The following is a 21,778-nucleotide window of genomic DNA, read 5'->3' as shown; positions in this document are numbered from 1 at the left end:
GTACCTAACAAAGATCTCTTTGGGATCGAGATGCTGAAAGAGATACTTCGCCGAGCTCAGCACATGGTTCAGCATGACAAGGGATGGTCTAGTAATTCGTGTATTCGGTGGAGGAGACCTCAAAGAAGTTGATGAGCTTCTTCACGTCCTCTTTCTGGAGGAATCGCAGCGGGTTCTCGTTCACATGGAACTCCTGCCTGAAACCGAGCTCCTGCAGGCGACGGTCGGTAATATATTTCAGGTAGCGCACCATTTCGCCGGATGATATGCCTAGGATGGTACGGTCGCCGAACTGGTGCTTGACGTATTCAATTTCGAGGGCGGTTCCTTCTAAAATTACATTCCGTATATCCTGTACATACTCGGTATCCTCAACGATCTCAGGGTTTTCATCCAGCATGATGAGAATCGCTTCGATGCCGTTTTGCAGGTGTAGCGATTCATCAATAAGCACCAGTTCTACCCCTGAAACTACGTTCTTCATTTTGGCCATATCTTTGAGAGCAAAGAAGTGGGCAAAAGAGGAATAGAAGAAGATGCCTTCCAGTACGATGTTATTCAGTAAAATGGCCCGTAGTATCTGCTTCTGGCCTTCTAGGCTTTCGGGATCGATCTTGCCATGACTTATCTTATCGATCTCGTCAACAATGAGCGATTGTTTTTTGCGCAGGATGGGATCCGAAAATGCCACATCATACATCTGTTCACGATCCATGCCGAACGACTGCAGCACGATCTCAAAGAAATCACTGTGGATGTTTTCCATAAACAGCTGCGTGCTAAAGCTCATTTTAGCATGGGGATCAGTCAGCAGCGGAAAGAACGAGTTAACCAGCACGTTTTGTACCAGCAGCTCCGAAGAGCAAAAATATCCCACCGCGGTATCAAACAAACGCTTCTCATCCTCTGTCAGCGAATGGTAGTCCAGGGCATCCTGCTGGATATTCAGTTCCTCGGGGAACCAAATCACTTTTTTCTGCTTTTCATAGAGCTCCTTAAAAATAGGATAGGAGGGATCCTCGCTGAGTTTAATATTATCTCGTACAGAAGTACGTCCGATTAGTTTTGTTGACATGATATACTATTTAAAAGTTAGATGGTTTAATTCCAGTTATGTCCGTTGGGCTGAAGGAAAGAGGACTGGGAATTCAGGATTCAGAATTCTGAATTCCCAGTCATTGGGTCAGATAAGAACTTTACGCCTCTACATTTTGGCTTTTTCGCATCTGCTTTGCTGCAGCAACCATATTTTCAAGAGAGGGTACCGTTTCTTCCCACCCGCGGGTCTTGAGTCCACAATCAGGATTTACCCACAGCTGTGAAGCATCAAGCACATCAGCAGCTTTTCTGAGCAGGGTAACCATTTCCTCTTTTGAGGGCACGCGCGGAGAGTGGATGTCATAGACACCGGGCCCAATCTCATTGGGATAGTCAAATTCCACGAAGGCTTCCAGCAGCTCCATCTGTGAGCGGGAGGTCTCCATCGAAATTACATCCGCATCCAGGCGGGCAATGTGCTCGATGATATCATTGAACTCTGAGTAACACATATGGGTATGTATCTGGGTGCGGTCCTTTACTACTGTTGAAGCCAGACGAAAGGCATCAACGGCCCATTCGAGGTAGTGCTCCCAGTTTTTGCGGCGCAGCGGCAGTCCTTCTCTAAATGCAGGCTCATCAATTTGAATGGCCTGTATGCCTGCTTCTTCGAGATCTTTGACCTCATCACGAATAGCCAGGGCAATCTGTTTGGTGGTCTCCTCGCGGGATTGATCGTCGCGTACGAAAGACCATTGCAGTATAGTCACAGGACCGGTGAGCATTCCTTTGACGGGCTTGTCGGTTTGGGACTGGGCATAGGAAGACCAGCGCACGGTTACGGGATCAGGGCGGTGGACATCCCCATAAATAACAGGAGGCTTGACACCGCGCGTACCGTAGCTCTGTACCCAGCCGTGACGCGTAAAGGCAAAGCCGGCAAAGTGCTCGCCAAAGTATTCCACCATATCATTACGTTCGAACTCACCATGAACCAGCAGGTCTAATCCAATCTCTTCCTGTCGGCCAATGAGTTCATCTATTGCACCTTCTATCCGTCCTTCATATTCTTCCTTTGATATATTTCCTTTCCGGTAATCAGAGCGCCATTTGCGCACTTCAGACGTCTGCGGAAAAGAACCGATGGTAGTTGTGGGGAATAGCTTAGGTACATTGAGGTGCTCTTCCTGTTGCGTTTTACGCTCACTGTATAGATGATCACGCTGCAGCATTTTATGGTCGAGCGACTGCATACGTTCTTGAACACTGCTGTTGTGTACCAGCTCTGATTTACCTTTGTCAGAAATATCGTTCTGGTGCTGTTCGAAAAGCTTTTCGTCTTCGCTACTTAACGAATTACTGACATAGCTTTTTAACAGGCTAAGTTCATCCAGTTTTTGATTGGCAAAGGCCATCCATCTTTTTACTTCGGCCGGCAGAGCTGTTTCATCGGTCTCTTGCTCGAGGTCAACAGGGCAGTGGAGTAATGAGCAGGAGGGACCAATCATCACCTTATCGCTACCAAGTTGTTCGACTGCATGCTGGATGGATTTGGCAGCTTTTTCCAGATCCGTCTTCCAGATGTTACGACCATTGATAACACCCAATGAAAGGGATACCTTTTCGTCAAGATGATCGATTACAGTATCCAACTGGTTGGGAGCTTCAATAAGGTCGATATGGAGCCCCTCAACAGCTAGGTTACCGGCCAGTTCAATATTATCTTCCAAGCCTTCGAAGTAGGTAGTGAGCAGTAGCTTTAGTTCTGATCGATCTTCTGCCAACTTTTGATAGGCTTTTTGAAAGGCAATTTTAGTGTCATCATCAATATCCAGGCCCAGAAATGGCTCTTCAATTTGTACCCATTCTACACCCATATTTTGAAGCTTACTCAAAATATCTTCATAAACCGGCAACAGCTTATCCAATAGATCCAGTCGATGGAAATCATCCGGGGCATCTTTCTCTTTTCCCAGCAGTAAAAAGCTTACCGGTCCAATCAGTACGGGTTTGGTGACAACACCCACAGATTTTGCTTCTTCGTATTCGTCAAAAATTTTAGATGACAGACACTGAAATTCTTGATCGGGAGTAAACTCAGGGACGATATAGTGGTAGTTGGTATTGAACCATTTGGTCATCTCCATGGCTGCAATATCGTGCTCACCGTCTTGCAGACCCCGGGCCATGGCAAAGTAAGTGTCAATGGGGTAGCTATATATTTTGTCATCCTCTTCCCGGAAAAGCTGTTCATAGCGTTCAGGAACAGCTCCTACCAGCATAGCGGTGTCCAGTACTTGGTCGTAAAGGGAAAAATCATTTGAAGGCACCATATCGATGCCGGCATTTTTCTGGGTTGTCCAGTGCATCACTTTGAGAGCCGAGACCGACTCGTCCAACTTTGTCTTGTCAATCTCTCCTTTCCAGTATTGTTCTACTACTTTTTTTAAATCTCTGTTGATACCTATCCGCGGGTATCCAAGATTATGCGTAATCATAATGATCTGTTTTAGCTTTGAATTATGAGGTAGGAGGCTAAAACGTTGCAAAGGCAGGAATGAAAAAGGAATGCTGATATACAGTAAATCGGGTATACGGCACCTGCCTTTCAACAACACCTTAACTCCCGAAGGCCTCGTTTACTTGACCTAAAGGCAGGTCTCCTGACTTACCGATTATTTCTTCGCACCTTCCCGTCTTTTTTGGGGCTGAGACAGTGGCTTAAAAAACAAAGAATATTTCGGATCACAGTTGCGGGAACAGTTCCGGTTTTTCACCGGATTCCCTTTTCACCCCGACAGTTGTCGGGACACCTTTAAATCTATTTTTAAGAAAACGCCTGGCACGTTCATTGTCAACGAATACTTTTCCACAAAAAGGCGGAGTTTTCAACAATAAGGGCTAACATGCCGCTTGGCCAGCTGTGAGTGGGCTTTGGGGAAGGGATATTAGTGACAGGCAGTGGAAGAAAGGAAGGCCGAAAAGGTATTAGTGTCCATTTTCGCGCAACATTTTCACAATATCTATCCAAAACTGTTGATAAATCTCCTGCCGGTCATCTTTAACGCGCAGGTTCATCTGCTCCAAATGAGAGAGGTTCAGCGTTTTAATATGTTCGCCCCATTTTGAGCTTGCGACAGATACCATGCCATCATTGATACCTTCCAGATCAAAAATATGCTTATTCTGGTAGCGGGCAATGACCCGGATTGGAGCATTCGTTCCCTTACCTACGGCCGAGCTATATGAATAGTAGGGAATATCCGGAACATTGGGTACCTGGGGATTGAATACTTCGGTTACATATTTTCGTGTTAGTTGTTCGGCAGAACCCACTGAGTCACTTTTCGTTTTGGGATAGATCCGGTCGCCCATCCAATCCAAAAAATCAGCCAGTTTATCACGGATGGCATCCGGTGTTTTTAGGGTGAGTTCAGCCAGGCTGGTACCGCGGTGAGGCGTGCAGATCGTAGTAAATGATGCAACCTGATCTGCAATATCAAGTTTAGCCAGGGCATATCGCATGTCTAGCCCACCCATGCTGTGGGCTATAATATTGACTTTTCCGCTGGGTACCTCCTCTGTAAGTTCTTGGATAAGCTGAACCCAACCCTCGGCGCGTGTTTCAATTTTAGCATAGGGTACAATATTGGGGGCAAAAGCCGGCACATTATGGGTGCGAAGCAGCATGGCTACATCATAAAGCGGTGATGGCTTTACCAGCGAAGCGATAGCACCATAGCCGTGGCACAGTAGCACCGGGTGTTTAAGGGTGATACTTTCCGGTTCCGGGAACTCGTTAATTTCAAATCGTTTGAGCCATTTATCGGTATCGAGTCGATCTATCATATCATAAATTGGCTTTGGGCGGTGGTATTATACTAATTCCGGATTTTTTCAGTTCCGGCAATTTTTGATTTAGCCAGTTCAAGGTTGTTGTATTACCGGAGATGAGCGCAATAGAGCGAGATTTCGGTGATTGAAGACTTTCAAGCTTATCAAAAAATACGGCTTTCCCCATCTCGTGGTGTAAAATAAGGGCATTACTGCCGTTGACAAATGTCATCTTCGTTTTTGCAATGATTTCCTTTTTAACATCAGCAGATGATTCATCTGAACGGCTAAAATACAACATCATTGCTTGCGGAAGAACCTGTTGTAGCTGATTGAGTTTGTCAATAGCTTTGGAACGATTCGATTTAATCAGGTCGGTACCGTTACTATTCTGCAGCCAAAAGATAATTCTGTTGTACCTACTGCCCAATCGTTTTCGCCATTCGTTGGCTTGCATGGGGTTATTTATCTTTAACACTATCGGAATAGGTTCTCCATATTGTTGAACTTGTTCAATAGTAGATTCACCGGGCATTTCATCAAAAACGATCATCAAGCTGGCCTGGTCTCTGCTATAGGCCAAATCCGGGTCGGTTTGCAGCGATATGGTGCGAATTACAGTTTCCTTGTATAACAGGTGAATATTCATATCTTCTTGCGGAAAGGTTACGTGAGCGGGGGTTTCCACATTGTATGGATGCAGCCGATTATTCAGTTCGGCATGAAAATGGGTTTTTGAGAATTGGAAAGGGACCCCCAGATGATACTTCTTCCGTTTAAAGTCCGGATTTACCGGGATGGTTGAAACGCGGACCTGCTGCTGACGAATATTGAAATTTGAGAGTTCCGTCTGAATTAATGAGTCCGCCTGGGCAAGGCTGCTGAGGTGTTTAGGGCTATGCTCAAAAGTAACAAAAAACATGTAACCGCTAATTACACAGGCAGCAAATAAAAGTAGCGCAATTATTCTTTTTTTCTTTTGTTCCTTCAAGCCAGATACAAGATATTAAGTTGGCATTTGAGCCACCTAATAATAGGTGTTATTCTGGTGTAAATCTATTGGAATTTGATGTCTGAATGTAACTTCTTCTTCCATTGATAATAACATTGTAAAAAGGCTAAATAATAAGATATATGTCGTTTGATTTTGAACGGGTTTGCTCCGATAAACAGGTAGAAGCCTTTCACAATCTTCCATTTCGGATTTATGAGGATTATCCCCAGTGGGGGCCGCCCTTCCGTTTTGAGATTGAAAATATTTTTGATCGTGATACCAATGCCTTTTTTGCTAAAGGAGAGTGTGAACGCTTTCTGGTGAAAAATAATGGTACAGTGGTAGGTCGTTTTGCCGTGATGAATACTCCCAAACGCGATGAGGTTTTGGATCCGCCAATGGGAGGGCTGGGGTTTATTGAGATGGAAAACGACCCCGATTTAGCTCAGGCAATAATTGATTTTGCTACAGAATGGCATCAAAAGCGAGGGTACAATGCGATGCAAGGGCCCATCAATTTTGGTGAAAATGATACCTACTGGGGGTTATTAGTTGAGAATTATGATGAACCGCCCATCTATGGCATGTATTATCATCCTCCTTACTATAAGGAGCTGCTGGAACAAACAGGGGCAGAGAAGTTCGATGATCACTGGAGTTATAAACGTAATTTTGATAAGCCCATCCCCGAGCGGATGCGGCGAATTACCGATCGTATTGAAAGCCGTGATGATGTAGAGCTGCGGCCGATTGATATGAAGAATATCTATCGGGATGCAGAATATATTCGGGAGATCTATAATGATGCATGGAGAGAACAGGATATTGATGAGCGGGAAGAGGAGTTTACGGAGTTAACACAGGATACGATCGAGGATATGATCGACAAATTAAAACCGGTGCTGATTCCGGAAAGCGTCTTGATCGCTTTTGTAGACGGTGATCCTGCCTCTTTCATTGTTTGTGTGCCCGATTTAAATGAAATATCCAGAGAAACCGGTGGCAGGTTGCGATGGTGGCATTATCCCAAGCTGTTTTGGTTTAAACGCAGGGCGAAACACCTTCGAACACTGGTTTACGGAACTCGACCGGAGTACCGTAAAATGGGACTAGAGGCCTTAACATTTACTCGCGGGATACAATATACGAAGGAGGCTGCTCCCAGTCTCGAATATTTGGAAGGAGCCTGGGTTAGTGAAAAGAACTGGTTGATGCAACGAAGCCTCGAAGCATTGGGCTGTCATCACCATAAGACACATCGTACTTATAAATGGGAGTTCTAGAATCTATCTCTGGTTTTATATTTGCAAAAATAAATTTAGTTACCCTTTTTAGGGTAATAATTGGAAGACATGTATTTAGGATATGGATCAATTTTTATTTGATGTAAACCCCAATCCCATATTAATATATGAGAAAGGGACTCTTCAAATTCTGAGCGCTAACAAAAGTTTTCAGAAAAAATATGAGTATTCTCGAGACGAATTAACATCATTAACAATCGAGGATATTCGACTGGCTGATCGAAAAGAGGAACTGTATAAAGCTTTAGAAAATAACAACAGGGAACCTAAGTCTGTACACCATCAGTCAAAGAATGGTGAGTCTTTCTATGTTAACCTATCTTCCCATGATTTTAACTACGAGGATAAAGAAGCTCGTATGGTTTTTATCCATGACGTAACAGATAGGGTTATTGCCGAAAATAGGGCAAAAAGTGCTTTCGATGAGCTTAATCACCATGTTAAGGAGAGTCCCCTGGCAATGATTAAGTGGGATGCAGACTTTAAAGTCATCAAATGGTCGCAGCGGTCCCGAGAAATTATGGGCTATACCGAGGAGCAGGTGATAGGGAAAACGCCCTTATTCTTTCGTTATAAAGATGCTGAAGATAGAGCGGTTGTTGAGCAAAAAATAGAAGAAATAAAGTCAGCGAAAACTGATAAGGTCGTTTTTAATACTCGCATGTTAAATAATGAGGGAGAGGTGATTTATTTACGGGTTCATGGGTCCGCACTACGTGATGAGGAGGGAGAATTGGTTTCTGTGCTTACCTTTATGGAGAATATCACCGAAGTGATGAAGACAAAACATAAATATCAGCGGCTATTTGAAAATGCCAATGACGGTTTTTTACTGTTGTCCGGTGAAGAGTTTATAGAATGTAATAAGGAGATACTCAATATTTATGGTTGTTCTACAAAAGAAGAAGTGCTGGGTAAATCATTGGAGCAGTTTTCTCCGGATAGACAGCCCGATAATCAAAAGTCCAAAGTACAAGCCCGAAATAAGGTAAACGAAGCTCTTGCCGGGCATCCCCAGGTGTTTGAATGGCAACATCAAAAGAAAGACGGTTCACTGGTATCAACAGAAGTGAGTTTGAATAAAATGGAGCTGGGGGGAGAAAAATATGTGCAGGCTATTGTACGAGATCTGACGGAACAAAAGAAAGCCAAAGAAAAGATACGCCGGCACGAAGAGATGTTCCACAAGCTATTTCTCAATGCTCCCAGTGCAATGGTGATGGTAGATAGTGAAAATCGGGTAAAAATGACGAACCAGAGCTTTGAAAAGCTGTTTGGTTTTAAAGAAGAAGAGCTTTTGGGACGCGACATTGACGCAATTATTGTTCCTGAAGGGGACTCAGAAGTGCCTCGATTCCCGGGAAAACGATTTGTAGAGGGACGTTTCTTTGAAGATGTTATCCGGTATACCAAAGGGGGAGAAGCCAAAGATATTTTACTGGCTGCTATACCGGTGATTTTAGACGGTGAACCTATTGCCGGTTTTGGGATCTACATCGATATGACAGAGCGAAAAGAAAATGAGCGAAAGCTTCAACAGTCGGTAAAAGAAAAGCAGGTGCTGCTCGAAGAGATACACCATCGAGTAAAAAATAACCTTGCTATTATCTCCGGCTTCTTACAGCTGCAGGCTTTTGAAATTGAGGATACTAAAACCAAAGAGGTGCTCAGTGATAGTCAGCTGCGTATTCAATCGATTGCGATTGTTCATGAAATGCTTTACCAATCGGATGATTTTGCTGATATATCATTTGAAACCTATGTGAAACGATTGATTAAAACGGTGGAACAAACGCTGCCGTTAGACTATCAGCATATTGATATTGAGATTAGTGCCCCCGATGTAGCACTTGACATCAACCAAGCCATCCCATGTGCCATCTTAATTAATGAATTGGTTACTAATGCGTATAAACATGCTTTTAAAGGAAGAAAGACAGGCAAAATTTGGATAAGTCTGGAGCAAAATGCAGATCTGATCAATTTAGAAGTTAGGGATGATGGAGTTGGGTTACCCGATGATTTCAATATATCTGATCAAAATTCGATCGGAATGAATTTAATTCAAACATTGACTCAACAGCTCGACGGTAACCTCTCTGTAGACAGTAAAGATGGAAGCAGTTTTAAAGTTTGTTTCCAGAAGACAAATAGGAACGAAGAGCATCAACTTGCCGAAATTGCGGAAGAGGAATAAAGTAAAACAGAGCCGGCTGGAGTAGCTTAACCGAAGATCGTTTGTAAGATGGTTAAGGCCACCTCTTTTTTACTGCCTTTAAACTGCTGTTGAGATTTTCCATCCAAAAGGTATACGCTGTTGGTATCAGATTGGAAACCGGCATCAGGTTCTGAGATTGAATTTGCCACAATCCAATCGGCATTTTTTTTCTCTAATTTAGTTTGAGCATTTTTAATCAGTTCTTCGGTTTCCATTGCAAAGCCGATCAGCTGTTGTCCATCTTGTTTGTGTTTACCCAACCAACGTAAAATATCCTGCGTTTGTGTGAGCGAGAGCTCTGTTTTTGCCCCTTTCTTTTTAATTTTTTGACGGCTTGTCTCTTGCGGGCTGAAGTCAGCTACTGCAGCAGCCATAATAACGATATCGGCATCAGCTTCTTTTTTTACTTCTTCAAACAGATCGGCAGCTGATTCAATTTCAACAGTTTCAATACCTCTGGGTTTTGGAATAGAGACCGGACCGTGAATAAGGGTTACTTCTGCTCCCAGTTGTTGAGCGGCTTCGGCCATGGCAAAGCCCATTTTCCCGGAGCTGGGATTGGAGATATATCGAACGGGATCGATATACTCACGCGTAGGGCCGGCTGTTACTACAACCTTTTGGCCGGTTAAGGGGCCTTCGGTATTGTTTGTTGGGATGATTCGACTGCTTTCTTTCAGAATGGATGCTATTTCCGGTAATCGTCCTTTCCCTTCAAGTCCGCTTGCAAGGTACCCCTCCTCAGGTTCCAGCAGATGATAGCCACGTTCTTTGACGGTTTCTAAGTTAGTTTGAACAGCAGGAGCTTCATACATCTCTCCGTCCATTGTGGGACAGATAAGCAGCGGACAACGGGCAGCCAGCACGGTAGCAGTGAGCATATTGTCAGAAATGCCATGGGCAATTTTAGCCAAAGTGTTGGCTGTACAGGGGGCAATGACAAAAAGGTCGGCCCATTCGGCCCATGAGATATGCTGGGTCCACGATTCGGTATTAGCCCGGTTTTCAGGGAAAACCTCGACAGCTACTTCATGTTTCGAAAGGGAAGAGAACGTTTCTACTCCCACAAACCGGGTTGCAGCGGGAGTCATAGCTACGCGAACGTCTGCCCCGGCTTTTTGGTAGGCCCGTAAAAGAAAAGCAGCCTTGTAGGCTGCAATTCCTCCGGTAACACCGAGTATTATCCGTTTTCCGGATAACATAAATTAATCTTCTTTTTCTGGATAGCGGAAATAAACTTCGCCACGTCGCATCTCATCAATAGCTCGCTGAGTAGCATGTGGGAGCTTTTCAAATTCTTTTGAGATGTTTTCTTGCTCTTCGTTGAAAGAAAAATCATCATCATCGTCAAAGCCTTCGAAATACTTCAGTTTTTCGTCGAGCTGAAGCTTTTCATTAGCGGCAATTTGACGTGCCCGCTTAGACATAATGGTAATCAATTCATACTGATTACCGGTGTCTTTATTAAGCTTTTCAATATCTAGTGTTTTAATACCCATGTTGTAATCCAGCTTTTTAGTCGGTGATAAAAGATTCTATAATTTCCTTGACTTCTGCATACGCAGTTTCCAAATCGTCATTAACAACGGAATAATCGAAGTCATCAGCATGTTGCATTTCCATTTCAGCTCGTTTCAATCGTTTCGAGAGCGTTTCATCCGTTTCACTTCCGCGATTGGTCAATCGTTCTTCAAGAACTTCCAACGAGGGTGGTTTGATGAAGATCGAAACGAGGTTACTGTCATAGATGCGCTGAACGTTGAGTGCACCCTTCACTTCGATATCAAGCAGAGGAAAATACCCAGATTCCACCAGTTTATCAACTTCAGATTGTAGAGTCCCGTATTTATTACCACTGTATGATTCCCACTCTAAAAAGTCTCCTTTTTCGACTTTACGGTTGAACTCTTCTTCACTGAGAAAATAGTATTCGCGCCCATCCTTCTCGCCTTCGCGCGCAGGACGGGTAGTAGCTGAAGTTGAAAATTTAATTTCAGGGTAATCGGCTAACAGCTTCCGGGCAATGGTTGTTTTTCCGGCTCCGCTGGGCGCAACAATGACAATGACCTTTCCTGTTTCTTTGTTATTCAACGTTTTGTACCTGCTCCCTTATCTGTTCTAAACTTTCTTTTGCCTTTACTACATACTGTGAGATCTCCGAGTCATTAGCTTTAGACCCGATGGTATTTATCTCTCTGTTAATTTCCTGACTCAGAAAGTTCAGGCGCCGGCCTACCGCATCATCATTATTAACTGCTTGCTTGAAAAACTTAATATGAGATTGTGTGCGTACTATCTCTTCGGTGATATCCTGCTTGTCAACCAATACCGCCACTTCCATCTCCAGACGTTCTTCATCAATTTTATCGTTGTCAATAAGATCATTGATGCGTTCCAGAAGATCGTCTCTAATCTCTTGGGTACGTCCTTCCAACTTATCCATAATAATAGAAAGCATCTCATCAATATGATCTACCCGGTTGTTGAGATCTTCTTCCAGTTGACTACCTTCTTGAAGGCGCATCTCTACCAGTTTATCCGCCGCTGATTTTGTTGCATCCTGTGTAAGTTGCCAGATCTGTTCAATCTCTTCGGCATCTTGCTCACGCGATTCAAAAATATCGTTGAACTCCAGCAGGGTTTCCAGTTGAACAGGCTCTTCAATACCGGCCGCTTCTCGAAGGTCATTAAGCAGTTGCTTATAGCCTTCGACCAGGTTTTCGTTGAAGGTAACTTCGGGGATCCCGGTATCTGCTTTATCAACGCGTATAGATAGATTTACCTTGCCTCGCTCTACATATTGTTGCAGAAGCTCTTTGAGCTCCAGCTCCTTATTTTGCAGGGATTGAGGAAGTCGAAATGAAATATCGAGATATCGACTGTTCACTGTTTTCAGTTCAACAGTAACAGTGATGCCATTGGCAGAAGATTCACCTCGGCCAAAACCGGTCATGGATTTGATCATAGCAACATTTTCTGATAATAATTAAAAAGCGACGAAAGAAGATACGAAAGAATGCTTCTCTATAAAATTGTTACTTATTACACCTTTTTTATATACAAATGTCTGTAATAGAATGCCAGAACGAACAACAGGTATGGTTTTGAAAATCTATTAAGCAACTGTTCCCAGGGAATTATACTCCCGTTGAAAGTATAGGTTGTCAATGAAACAATCAGCCGGGAACAGGGTTTGCAAAACCCTCCAAAGAGAAACTATTCCTGAACTTTTTGAACAACTTGTTCTGCCAATGATTTGGCTTTTCAGCAGATTTCTCTTCCGAATAAATTCCTGCGTTTTTACCCTTTGTTAACTGGCGCAAGTTTAAAACTTGTGCCAGTTTTAGAAAGATCTTTCAATCGAATACCCTAACTAATGGGATAAAATACTGACATCGACAGCTACTTACTAACTTTAGCCACTACATTATCAGCTAGATTTTTAGCTTTTTCAGCAGATATACCTTCCGAATAAACACGAATAATCGGTTCTGTATTAGACTTTCTCAAATGTACCCATCCATCCTCGAAGTCAATTTTCACCCCATCCGTAGTATCCGGGTCATAATCGGAATAAATTGATTTCGCCTTTTCAAGGATGGCATCCCCATCCACATCGGCCAGCTGCATTTTGCTCTTACGCATCGAGTAGTCGGGAAGGGTTTGCCGGTACTCATCAGAAGTGATGTCCCGTTCTGCTAAAAGTTGCAATACCATCGCTACCCCAACAAGAGCATCACGTCCGTAATGGAGATCGGGATTAATAACACCACCGTTGCCTTCACCGCCTATGACGGCTCCGACCTCTTGCATCTTTTTGACAACATTAATTTCTCCTACTGCAGATCGGTGACATTTTTGTCCATGTTTTTTTGCTACATCTTCAGCTACCCTGGAAGAAGAGAGGTTGGTGGCACAGGCTCCGTCCTTTTTTTCTAGCATAAAGTCGAAAGCGGTTGCTTGCGTATACTCTTCTCCGAATAAATTACCTTTGTTGGTGACAAGGGCCAGGCGATCGGCATCAGGATCGGTAACAACACCTAGATCACATTTTTTGTCTTTAACCAGTTCGCACACATCTTGTAAATGCTCGGGCAGGGGTTCCGGATTATGAGCAAACCTTCCATTCGTTTCTTCGTTGATCATATGGATCGTTTCAACTCCGAGGGCTCTAAGAATAGTCGGGATGCCAATAGCTCCAGTACCGTTAACGGGATCAATACCTACCGAAAAGTCTTTTGATGCTATAAGTTTTGGATCGATATACGGCAGGTCCAAAATGGTTTGTACGTGCTGGTCCAGCGCATCTGTATCGGTTGTAACAGTTCCAATATCATTATAGCTTTTATAAGAGTACGATTGCTCTTCGCTTATACGGATGACTTCCTTGCCTTGCTCGGCATCCAGAAATTCACTTTTCCCATTTAGCAGTTTTAAGGCATTCCAGTCGGCCGGGTTGTGGCTGGCCGAAATAATAATAGCTCCATCCGCATTATGCTTTAAAACCGACATTGCCACAGTAGGAGTGGGCACTACACCAACTTTAATAACATCGCACCCCACCGATTGTAAGGTGGCAGAGACAATATCTTCACAAATCTGTCCTGTTACTCTTGTATCACGACCTATAATTACTTTTCCACTACCTGTCCAACTCCCAAAAGCAGCAGTAAATTGGCTAAGGTTTTCTGGGGTTAAGTCCGTTCCGAAAATGCCCCGGATACCCGAGACTGAAATCATTAAACTCATATATAGAATATCTTATGTGTGGATTATTAGATAGAATCTAGCTGAGATATCAAAAGAATAAGCGATATCTGAATTTTTAATTTTATATGTCCGAAAAAATGACTCAGCCTGTAACTGACTACTGACTACTGACTACTGACTACTGATCATTCCGCTCAGGTTGCCAGCTTTCTTCGCGGACACCGGCATGTTTATTTTCATAGCGTGCAATAACAAACAAAAAGTCAGAAAGTCGATTTAAAAATTTGACGCAATTGTCCGAGATCTCATCAGTTTCCTGGCAGGCAACGGTAGCGCGTTCGGCCCGTCGACATACAGTTCGTGCGACATGTAAGGTAGCACCGGGTTGGGATCCACCGGGAAGAATAAAGTTTTTCAAAGGTTCCAGATTTTCTTCCAACTCATCAATAGCATCTTCTAAAAAAGTGATGTCCTGTTCACTGATACGATCGATACGTGTTTTTGATGAAGGAGGGGTAGCAAGGTCGGCACCCAGCTTGAACAACATCTCCTGCACAGTGCTAAGAAGCTCAGTGCCTTGCTCAGAAAGATCATAACTGGCAGCTAATCCAACAAAAGAATTCAATTCATCAACATTTCCGTATGCTTTAATGCGTTCTGCAGACTTCGAGATCCGTTCTCCGCCAAAGAGTGAAGTATCTCCGGAGTCGCCTCTTTTTGTGTATATCTTCATGACATTCTTTTAATATAAATTTGACAGGCTAAAGTACGGAGTGGCGAGCACACTTTCAGGTCAAATATAAATGCTGTTAACTACTCATTGTTACAAAGCTTGGTCCAAGCAGTTCGATCTCAAACCCTTTGTGCTCCAGCTTGTGCAGGGCATCTCCAAACTGTTCTGACTGTGAAGTTCGGCATGCAAGCGTAACGGTCACTTCTTCGAGGTATTCTGCATTCAGTTCTTTGAGGTCGAACTGGTTTTTAAGGCGGTCGATATGAGACTGCCCCGAATAGGGATATTGAATTTTAAAGTTCTGAGTGGCAATAAGCGTGGCCAGTGATGCTTTTTGCAAACAGTGTTCTGCCGATCGGCCATATGCTTCAATAAGTCCGGATTTTCCAAGCTTGGTACCGCCATAGTAGCGAACAACAATGCAGCCACAATTTACCACTTCATACGATTTAAGTTTGTTGAGGATAGGCAGTCCCGCCGTTCCGCTTGGTTCTCCGTCATCCTGTGCAAACTCTTCCAGGTTATTAGGATCAATACGCCATCCGTAGCAATGGTGTGTCGCATCGGGATATTTCGCCTTTATCTGTTGAAGCTGTTCGTCAAACTCATCAGTTGAAGCAACAGAAAACAGGTACCCTATAAATTTTGATCCCTTTTCGCGGAAACTGGTTCGCGTTAAGCTGCTGACAGTTTTCAAATTTTGCAGAGAGGTAATATTAGAATTAAAATATTTTTCATCACTCGGAAACTAAGGATTTTTATTCGTGAAAATAATTTCCAATTTAGAACATTTCTGAATAAGAATTTTGGTTTAAATATGAGCTTATAACCTTGCCTTTTTATCCATTTCGCCACATCTTCCACCCCTCGGAACGAGGATCCATACGTTGGCGTTAACGCAATGGATTAAACATAATAGATCAAATTATTATACTACGATGCCATCATTTCTAGACGCGCTAAAATCTCAGGTTGGCCGCAAGATTTTAACAGGGATAACAGGAGTTGGCCTCATTCTTTTCATAATTTTTCACCTGATTGGAAACCTGACTCTTTTCGGGGATCCACAAGCCTTTAATGAGTATACCTATGCCTTAGAAAATTTAGGTTTTATACTTTATGTCCTTGAAGCGGGTTTAGCTGTAGCATTTTTGCTTCACGCCTATATCGGAATTTCTATTTGGTGGAATCGTCGAAAGGCCCGTCCGCAAGGCTACAAAAAGTATCAAAGCAAAGGTGGGTCAAGCCACCAGACATGGGCGGCAAAATCGATGATTTTTACCGGCATCGTATTGTTGGTGTTCTTAGTGATTCACATCGATACGTTTAAGTTTGGTGCCACGGAAACCATTATGCTTAATGGGCATGAGGCACGAGATCTGAAATCACTCGTTATTGCTACTTTTCAACAACCGATATACGCTTTCGGATATACGGTGGTGATGATCTTATTAGGACTGCATCTTGGGCACGGCTTTTGGAGTGCTTTTACATCGTTGACAATGAAGCACAACGAATATTCTGCCCTCATTTATACCGTGGGTATCATTTTTGCAATTTTGATGGCCGTCGGATTTCTTTTTATCCCGCTGTATATCTATTTCGCAGGACCTGATGCAGCATTAATTTCTTACTGATTAGAACCGAGATGATTCTGAACAGCAATTCATCCGTGTTCCCTAATTCTAACATGATTCGATTATGAACTTAGATTCAAAAGTTCCCTCCGGACCGCTTGAAGAAAAATGGTCCAAGCATCTTAACGACATTCAATTGGTAGCGCCCAACAATAAGCGTAAACATGACGTTATTGTAGTGGGTACCGGGTTGGCCGGTGGATCCGCAGCCGCAAGTTTGGCTGAGTTGGGATACAATGTTAAAAGTTTTTGTATTCAGGATTCGGCCCGACGAGCACACAGTATTGCGGCGCAGGGTGGAATAAATGCCGCCAAAAACTATCCCAATGATGGGGATACAATCTGGCGCCTGTTTTACGATACGATTAAAGGAGGCGATTATCGCTCACGGGAGTCTAACACCTATCGGTTGGCCCAGATATCAAATGAAATTATTGACCAGGCTGTAGCACAGGGCGTGCCTTTTGCCCGTGAATATGGCGGACTGCTTGCCAACCGATCCTTCGGTGGTGCGCAGGTATCACGAACTTTTTATGCCCGTGGGCAAACGGGCCAGCAGTTATTGCTCGGTGCTTACCAGGCAATGATGCGCCAAGTGCACGAAGGCAGAATTGATTTGCATACCCGCCAGGAGATGTTAGACGTGGTAATTGTTGACGGAAAAGCGCGCGGTATTATTACCCGTGATCTGGTTTCCGGTGAGATAAAGCGCTGGATGGCCGATGCAGTTGTTCTGGCCAGCGGCGGTTATGGTAATGCTTTTTATTTGTCCACAAATGCTATTAACTCGAACGTAACGGCTGCATGGCGATGCCACAAGCGTGGAGCTGCTTTTGCGAATCCATGTTATGTGCAGATTCACCCAACATGTATTCCTGTTTCCGGTGATTACCAGTCTAAGCTGACGCTGATGAGTGAGAGTCTCCGTAATGACGGACGTGTTTGGGTACCCAAAGAGAAAGGCGACGATCGTCATCCAAATGATATTCCGGAAGATGAGCGGTATTATTATCTCGAAGAAAAATATCCGGCATTCGGTAACCTGGTTCCGCGAGATGTCGCTTCTCGCAATGCTAAGATTGTTTGTGATGAAGGGATGGGCGTAGGGCCAACAGGCCGTGCAGTATATCTCGATTTTAATGACGCCATTGAGCGTGAAGGGAAGCAGGCAATAGCCGACAAATATGGCAACCTCTTTGAGATGTACGAAAATATTACGGACAATAATCCCTATGAGGAGCCAATGCGTATCTTCCCCGCCGTTCACTATACGATGGGTGGGCTCTGGGTCGATTATAACCTGATGAGTAATATTCCTGGTCTTTTCGTGGCCGGAGAAGCAAACTTCTCGGACCACGGCGCAAACCGACTGGGAGCCAGTGCTTTAATGCAGGGACTTTCTGACGGATACTTTATTATCCCGTATACAATCGGTAATTACATTGCCGGCGAAGAGCTGCCTGATGTTAGCAAAGATCATGATGCTTTTGATGAGGCTGCTGATAATGCTCAAGGGCATATCGACAAGCTCTTTGAGGTTGACGGGGACAAAAGTGTAGTTGAGTTCCACCGTGAGTTGGGACAGATTATGTGGGACAAAGTAGGAATTTCTCGTAGCGAAGAAGGACTGAAAGAAGCAATTAAAGAGATACAGGAGCTCCGCGAAGAGTTCTGGAATAATGTTCGCGTACCGGGTGAGGCTGCCAACTATAATAAGTATTTGGAGTTTGCCGGTCGTGTTGCTGATTTCCTTGAACTTGGTGAGCTGATGGCGAAAGATGCCCTACATCGTGACGAATCTTGCGGTTGCCACCTCCGGGCTGAGCACCAGTCTGATGAAGGGGAAGCACTCCGTAATGATAAAGAATACTCTTACGTAGCTGCCTGGGAATTCCAGGGCGTGAACGGAGAGTTGCAGGAAGAGCTCCACAAAGAAGATCTCGAATTTGATTTTGTAGAACTGAAGCAGAGAAGTTATAAGTGACGCAGTCATCCTGAGCAGAACGAAGGATCTTAAAGATTGGAACTGATTCTTACTTAAGATTCCTCGTTGTTTTTTCCTCGGAGTGACCAACTAACAGATAAATTAAGATATTATGGCTGATACATTTACCGTTCACCTTAAGATTTGGCGACAAGAAGGTCCCAATGAACCCGGTGAGTTAGTCGATTATACCCTCGATAAAGTTAACGAGCATATGTCGTTTTTGGAGATGCTCGACGTTCTCAATGAGGAGATCGTAAAAGAGGGCGGTGTACCCATTGAGTTTGATTACGATTGCCGTGAAGGTATTTGCGGCTCTTGTAACCTGATGATCAATGGTCAGGCACACGGACCCAAAGCGATGACCTGTTCGTGCCAGTTACATATGCGTAACTACAGCGATGGCGACACTATCGTTATTGAACCGTTTCGCGCTAAAGGATTCCCGGTTATTAAAGATCTGGTGGTCGACCGAAGTGCTTTCGACCGTATTATTGAAGCCGGGGGGTACGTATCGGTTAAAACAGGTTCTGCTCCGGATGCCAACTCTATTCCGGTAGATAAGTCGGTAGCCGATACGGCTTTTGATTATGCTACTTGCATTGGTTGCGGTGCTTGTGTGGCAGCATGTCCGAACTCTTCGGCCTCGCTGTTTACCGGTGCTAAGCTTGCACATCTCAATCGCTTGCCGCAAGGGGAGCCTGAGCGTGCTGAACGTACGGTGGCTATGGTTGAACAGATGGAAGAAGAAGGTTTTGGAGATTGTTCTAACTACGCTGAATGTGAAGCCGTTTGCCCGAAAGGAATTTCCATTTCTGCTATCGCCGAGATGCGTCGCAATTATATGAAAGCCGCATTAAAAGGGTCTGAAGCCTAGCTTTGAGGCATTTACTGTTATTTTGTGATCTGGCTCCGTAGCTCTGCTACGGAGCTTTTATTTTCTAGGATGGGATAGTAGTGACACGGGGCGCTGTGTCACTACTACTCTTGATATTTATCCTTTCTCCTTCCGGTGCTCTGCCCCGGAAGAGAATTTGATGTTTACCCCTTAAAAGCCAGTTACTTAATCCCATTCTCATCCAATGTCCTCAATCTTCTCAAAAGAGGTCTTGATACCTTTAATCAGGGCAGAGCTGAGTCCGTTATGTTCCATCTCATTAAGTCCGGCAATGGTACAGCCTTTGGGCGTGGTTACCTTGTCAATTTCATGCTCCGGGTGATTGTTGGAATCCAACAGCAGGGCAGAGGCTCCTAATGCTGTTTGGGCTGCAATAAGTTGTGCTTCTTCAGCATGGAATCCCACTTCAATCCCACCTTGCGATGCTGCACGGATGTATCGCAAAAAGAAGGCGATGCCACAAGCTCCCAGTACGGTGGTTGCTTCCATCAGCTCAGATTGGAGAACCAGTGTTCGTCCAATCGTTTCGAATAGTTCAATAATTTCAGCCTCTGCTTTTTTGTTTTGGGTCTGTTCTACGCAGGTCATTGCCCGGTTAACAGCTGCCGCGGTATTGGGCATAATGCGAAGAATTGCAAACTCCGTACCGGTAAGTTCCGCAATGTCATCACTACTGACCCCCGCCATAGTAGAAGCGAGGATATGTCTTTCAGGATCCAATACCGGCTTTATCTCCTCTACCAAGGGTTTTATTTGAGTAGGCTGAACAGCAAAAATAACGATGTCAGCACCTTCTACAGCTGCAATATTATCAGCAGAAACATCAATGTTTTCACCCTCCAGGTGGTTGATCAATTCTACATTCCTTCGGGTAACAGTAATATGGTATTTATCAATTGCTTCAGAAGATTGTTTAAATCCCTGTGCCAGGCATGCTCCAAGATTTCCGCCTCCTAGAATAGCGACTTCTGTTTTCATAGTAATGGATTTTATGAGTTAAATGCTTGTTCAAATTTAATCTTGATCTCTTCATTACAAAGATTGCCAATACTACCTTCATGGGAATGATTCACCTCCTTTACAGGAGAAAATGTCCCTTCGGCAATGTTTTGTCCTATCTCTTGGTATGCCTTTCTAAAAGGCACGCCTGCCTCTACTTTTTCATTCACAGACTCCACACTGAAGATATAATTGTACCTGTCGTCATCAATAACATCTGTTTTAATATGTACGTACTGAAACATAAAGTGACTCATTTCCAGGCACGATTTAAGCGTTTCTACAGCGGGGAAGAGCTTTTCTTTTAGAAGTTGATAATCCCTGTGGTAGCCGCTGGGCAGGTTATTGGTTACCAGTGTTAACTGATTGGGCAACGATTGGATATCATTACATTTGGCACGAATTAGTTCGAACACATCCGGGTTCTTTTTATGGGGCATAATGCTGGAGCCGGTAGTCAACTCATCGGGAAAAGATAAAAACTCATAATTTTGACTACAATACAGACATATATCCATCGCCATCTTGGAAAGAGTTCCTGCCACGGTACTGAGCGCAAATGCTGTTTGTTTCTCAAGTCTGCCACGACTCATCTGGGCCGCCACAGAATTGTATCTTAGTGTGCTAAATCCCAATAATTTAGTGGTCATTTCGCGATCCAGGGGAAGAGAGCTTCCATAGCCGGCCGCTGATCCCAAAGGATTTTGATCCGCAATTTGGTAGGCTGCATTCAATAGTTGCAGGTCATCTGCCAGCGATTCGGCATAGGCTCCAAACCACAAGCCAAAAGAAGAGGGCATAGCTACCTGCATGTGCGTATAGCCGGGAATCAACACCTCTTTATGCTCTTCACTCAGATCGATGAGCTGCTCAAATAGCCCTTTGATTAAGCTTTTGATCTCCTGGATCTGCTCCTTCACATACATATGCAAGCAGACCAACACCTGGTCGTTTCGTGAACGTCCTGTATGGATCTTCTTGCCAATGTCGCCGAGTGCTTCAGTGAGCTCATATTCGATCTTGGAATGCACATCCTCAAAATCTTCTTCGATAATGAAACTGCCGTCGTTAACCTGTTCCAAGAGTTGATCCAGTTCGTGAGTGAGCGCTTCCAACTGTTCTTCCGAAAGTATATCGATGCTGGTTAACATCTGGGCATGCGCTTTGGAAGCTTGCAGGTCATATGCTGCTATTTGCAGATCCAACACCCGGTCTTCACCCACGGTAAACTGATCAATGATATCGCTTGTCGATTGTTGTCCTTTATCCCAGAGCTTCATGATTTGTTCTTAGTTAATTGTTAATGGTGTATTGGTTATTAGTTATTTATTAACTTCGGTTGTCATTTCGATCCGCCTTTTGGCGGAGAGAAATCTTTGTTTTTACTGTAGCCGTTTAATAGTTGCTGATTATTTGATAAAAGCTATAG

The 21,778-nt window shown here is 43.9% G+C and carries 18 protein-coding genes and 1 riboswitch; of the genes, 5 read left to right on the top strand and 13 right to left on the bottom strand.

What is annotated here, in order from left to right:
* Positions 1-88 precede the first annotated feature (88 nt).
* The 4 genes from G3569_RS07605 to G3569_RS07590 all read right to left on the bottom strand — a co-directional run bounded on the left by G3569_RS07605 (position 89) and on the right by G3569_RS07590 (position 5,794).
* Positions 89-1,075: a ribonucleotide-diphosphate reductase subunit beta gene (locus G3569_RS07605; RefSeq protein WP_165267720.1), complete on the bottom strand. Its 987-nt coding sequence runs from the start codon at positions 1,073-1,075 to the stop codon at positions 89-91.
* A gap of 121 nt (positions 1,076-1,196) precedes the next feature.
* Entirely contained in the window at positions 1,197-3,536 is a 2,340-nt protein-coding gene (gene metE, locus G3569_RS07600) for a 5-methyltetrahydropteroyltriglutamate--homocysteine S-methyltransferase (RefSeq protein WP_165267718.1), read from the bottom strand.
* Positions 3,537-3,674: 138 nt separating this feature from the next.
* Positions 3,675-3,870, bottom strand: a riboswitch (cobalamin riboswitch).
* 156 nt (positions 3,871-4,026) lie between these two features.
* Positions 4,027-4,887, bottom strand: coding sequence for an esterase/lipase family protein (locus tag G3569_RS07595; protein ID WP_165267716.1), 861 nt, complete (start codon positions 4,885-4,887; stop codon positions 4,027-4,029).
* 1 nt (position 4,888) lies between these two features.
* Positions 4,889-5,794 carry a hypothetical protein gene (locus G3569_RS07590; RefSeq protein WP_165267714.1) on the bottom strand — a complete coding sequence of 302 codons (906 nt, stop codon included), beginning with the start codon at positions 5,792-5,794 and terminating at the stop codon, positions 4,889-4,891.
* Between the two features lie 212 nt (positions 5,795-6,006).
* Here G3569_RS07590 and G3569_RS07585 point away from each other — a divergent pair, with 212 nt between their 5' ends.
* Together G3569_RS07585 and G3569_RS07580 are read left to right on the top strand one after the other, a co-directional pair.
* Positions 6,007-7,149, top strand: coding sequence for a hypothetical protein (locus G3569_RS07585; protein ID WP_165267712.1), 1,143 nt, complete (start codon positions 6,007-6,009; stop codon positions 7,147-7,149).
* 82 nt (positions 7,150-7,231) lie between these two features.
* The gene (locus G3569_RS07580) at positions 7,232-9,367 is read left to right on the top strand and encodes a PAS domain S-box protein (RefSeq protein ID WP_165267710.1); all 2,136 of its coding nucleotides are present in this window, start codon (positions 7,232-7,234) and stop codon (positions 9,365-9,367) included.
* Positions 9,368-9,393: 26 nt separating this feature from the next.
* Here the strand turns inward: G3569_RS07580 and coaBC are convergent, their stop codons facing one another.
* The 7 genes from coaBC to G3569_RS07545 form a co-directional block, all read right to left on the bottom strand.
* Positions 9,394-10,590 carry a bifunctional phosphopantothenoylcysteine decarboxylase/phosphopantothenate--cysteine ligase CoaBC gene (gene coaBC / locus G3569_RS07575; protein ID WP_165267708.1) on the bottom strand — a complete coding sequence of 399 codons (1,197 nt, stop codon included), beginning with the start codon at positions 10,588-10,590 and terminating at the stop codon, positions 9,394-9,396.
* Positions 10,591-10,593: 3 nt separating this feature from the next.
* On the bottom strand, positions 10,594-10,887 hold the full coding sequence (locus tag G3569_RS07570; RefSeq protein WP_165267706.1) for a DNA-directed RNA polymerase subunit omega: 294 nt from the start codon (positions 10,885-10,887) through the stop codon (positions 10,594-10,596).
* 16 nt (positions 10,888-10,903) lie between these two features.
* Positions 10,904-11,479, bottom strand: coding sequence for a guanylate kinase (gene gmk / locus G3569_RS07565; RefSeq protein ID WP_165267704.1), 576 nt, complete (start codon positions 11,477-11,479; stop codon positions 10,904-10,906).
* On the bottom strand, positions 11,472-12,353 hold the full coding sequence (locus G3569_RS07560) for a YicC/YloC family endoribonuclease (protein ID WP_240894641.1): 882 nt from the start codon (positions 12,351-12,353) through the stop codon (positions 11,472-11,474). Before G3569_RS07560 ends, gmk begins: the two co-directional genes overlap by 8 nt.
* A gap of 437 nt (positions 12,354-12,790) precedes the next feature.
* Positions 12,791-14,137: a phosphoglucosamine mutase gene (gene glmM, locus G3569_RS07555; protein ID WP_165267702.1), complete on the bottom strand. Its 1,347-nt coding sequence runs from the start codon at positions 14,135-14,137 to the stop codon at positions 12,791-12,793.
* Between the two features lie 139 nt (positions 14,138-14,276).
* A complete protein-coding gene (locus G3569_RS07550; RefSeq protein ID WP_165267700.1) occupies positions 14,277-14,831 on the bottom strand; it encodes a cob(I)yrinic acid a,c-diamide adenosyltransferase in 555 nt (184 codons plus the stop codon).
* A 76-nt stretch (positions 14,832-14,907) separates the two neighbouring features.
* A complete protein-coding gene (locus G3569_RS07545) occupies positions 14,908-15,528 on the bottom strand; it encodes an IMPACT family protein (RefSeq protein WP_165267698.1) in 621 nt (206 codons plus the stop codon).
* Positions 15,529-15,769: 241 nt separating this feature from the next.
* Between G3569_RS07545 and G3569_RS07540 the strand changes: the two genes are divergently transcribed.
* The 3 genes from G3569_RS07540 to G3569_RS07530 all read left to right on the top strand — a co-directional run bounded on the left by G3569_RS07540 (position 15,770) and on the right by G3569_RS07530 (position 19,329).
* A complete protein-coding gene (locus tag G3569_RS07540) occupies positions 15,770-16,468 on the top strand; it encodes a succinate dehydrogenase cytochrome b subunit (protein ID WP_165267696.1) in 699 nt (232 codons plus the stop codon).
* 64 nt (positions 16,469-16,532) lie between these two features.
* A complete protein-coding gene (locus G3569_RS07535) occupies positions 16,533-18,452 on the top strand; it encodes a fumarate reductase/succinate dehydrogenase flavoprotein subunit (protein ID WP_165267694.1) in 1,920 nt (639 codons plus the stop codon).
* Positions 18,453-18,564: 112 nt separating this feature from the next.
* Positions 18,565-19,329 (top strand): succinate dehydrogenase/fumarate reductase iron-sulfur subunit, encoded by a 765-nt coding sequence (locus G3569_RS07530; RefSeq protein ID WP_165267692.1) that lies wholly within the window; start codon positions 18,565-18,567, stop codon positions 19,327-19,329.
* Positions 19,330-19,527: 198 nt separating this feature from the next.
* On the opposite strand, the gene proC is transcribed toward G3569_RS07530, so the two are convergent.
* Both proC and argH read right to left on the bottom strand, forming a co-directional pair.
* The gene (gene proC / locus G3569_RS07525) at positions 19,528-20,328 is read right to left on the bottom strand and encodes a pyrroline-5-carboxylate reductase (protein ID WP_165267690.1); all 801 of its coding nucleotides are present in this window, start codon (positions 20,326-20,328) and stop codon (positions 19,528-19,530) included.
* Between the two features lie 11 nt (positions 20,329-20,339).
* Positions 20,340-21,629: an argininosuccinate lyase gene (gene argH / locus G3569_RS07520; RefSeq protein ID WP_165267688.1), complete on the bottom strand. Its 1,290-nt coding sequence runs from the start codon at positions 21,627-21,629 to the stop codon at positions 20,340-20,342.
* Positions 21,630-21,778 lie beyond the last annotated feature (149 nt).

Source organism: Fodinibius halophilus (assembly GCF_011059105.1).
GTDB classification, from domain to species: Bacteria; Bacteroidota; Rhodothermia; order Balneolales; family Balneolaceae; genus Fodinibius; species Fodinibius halophilus.
This window is presented reverse-complemented; position numbering and strand designations above follow the sequence as displayed.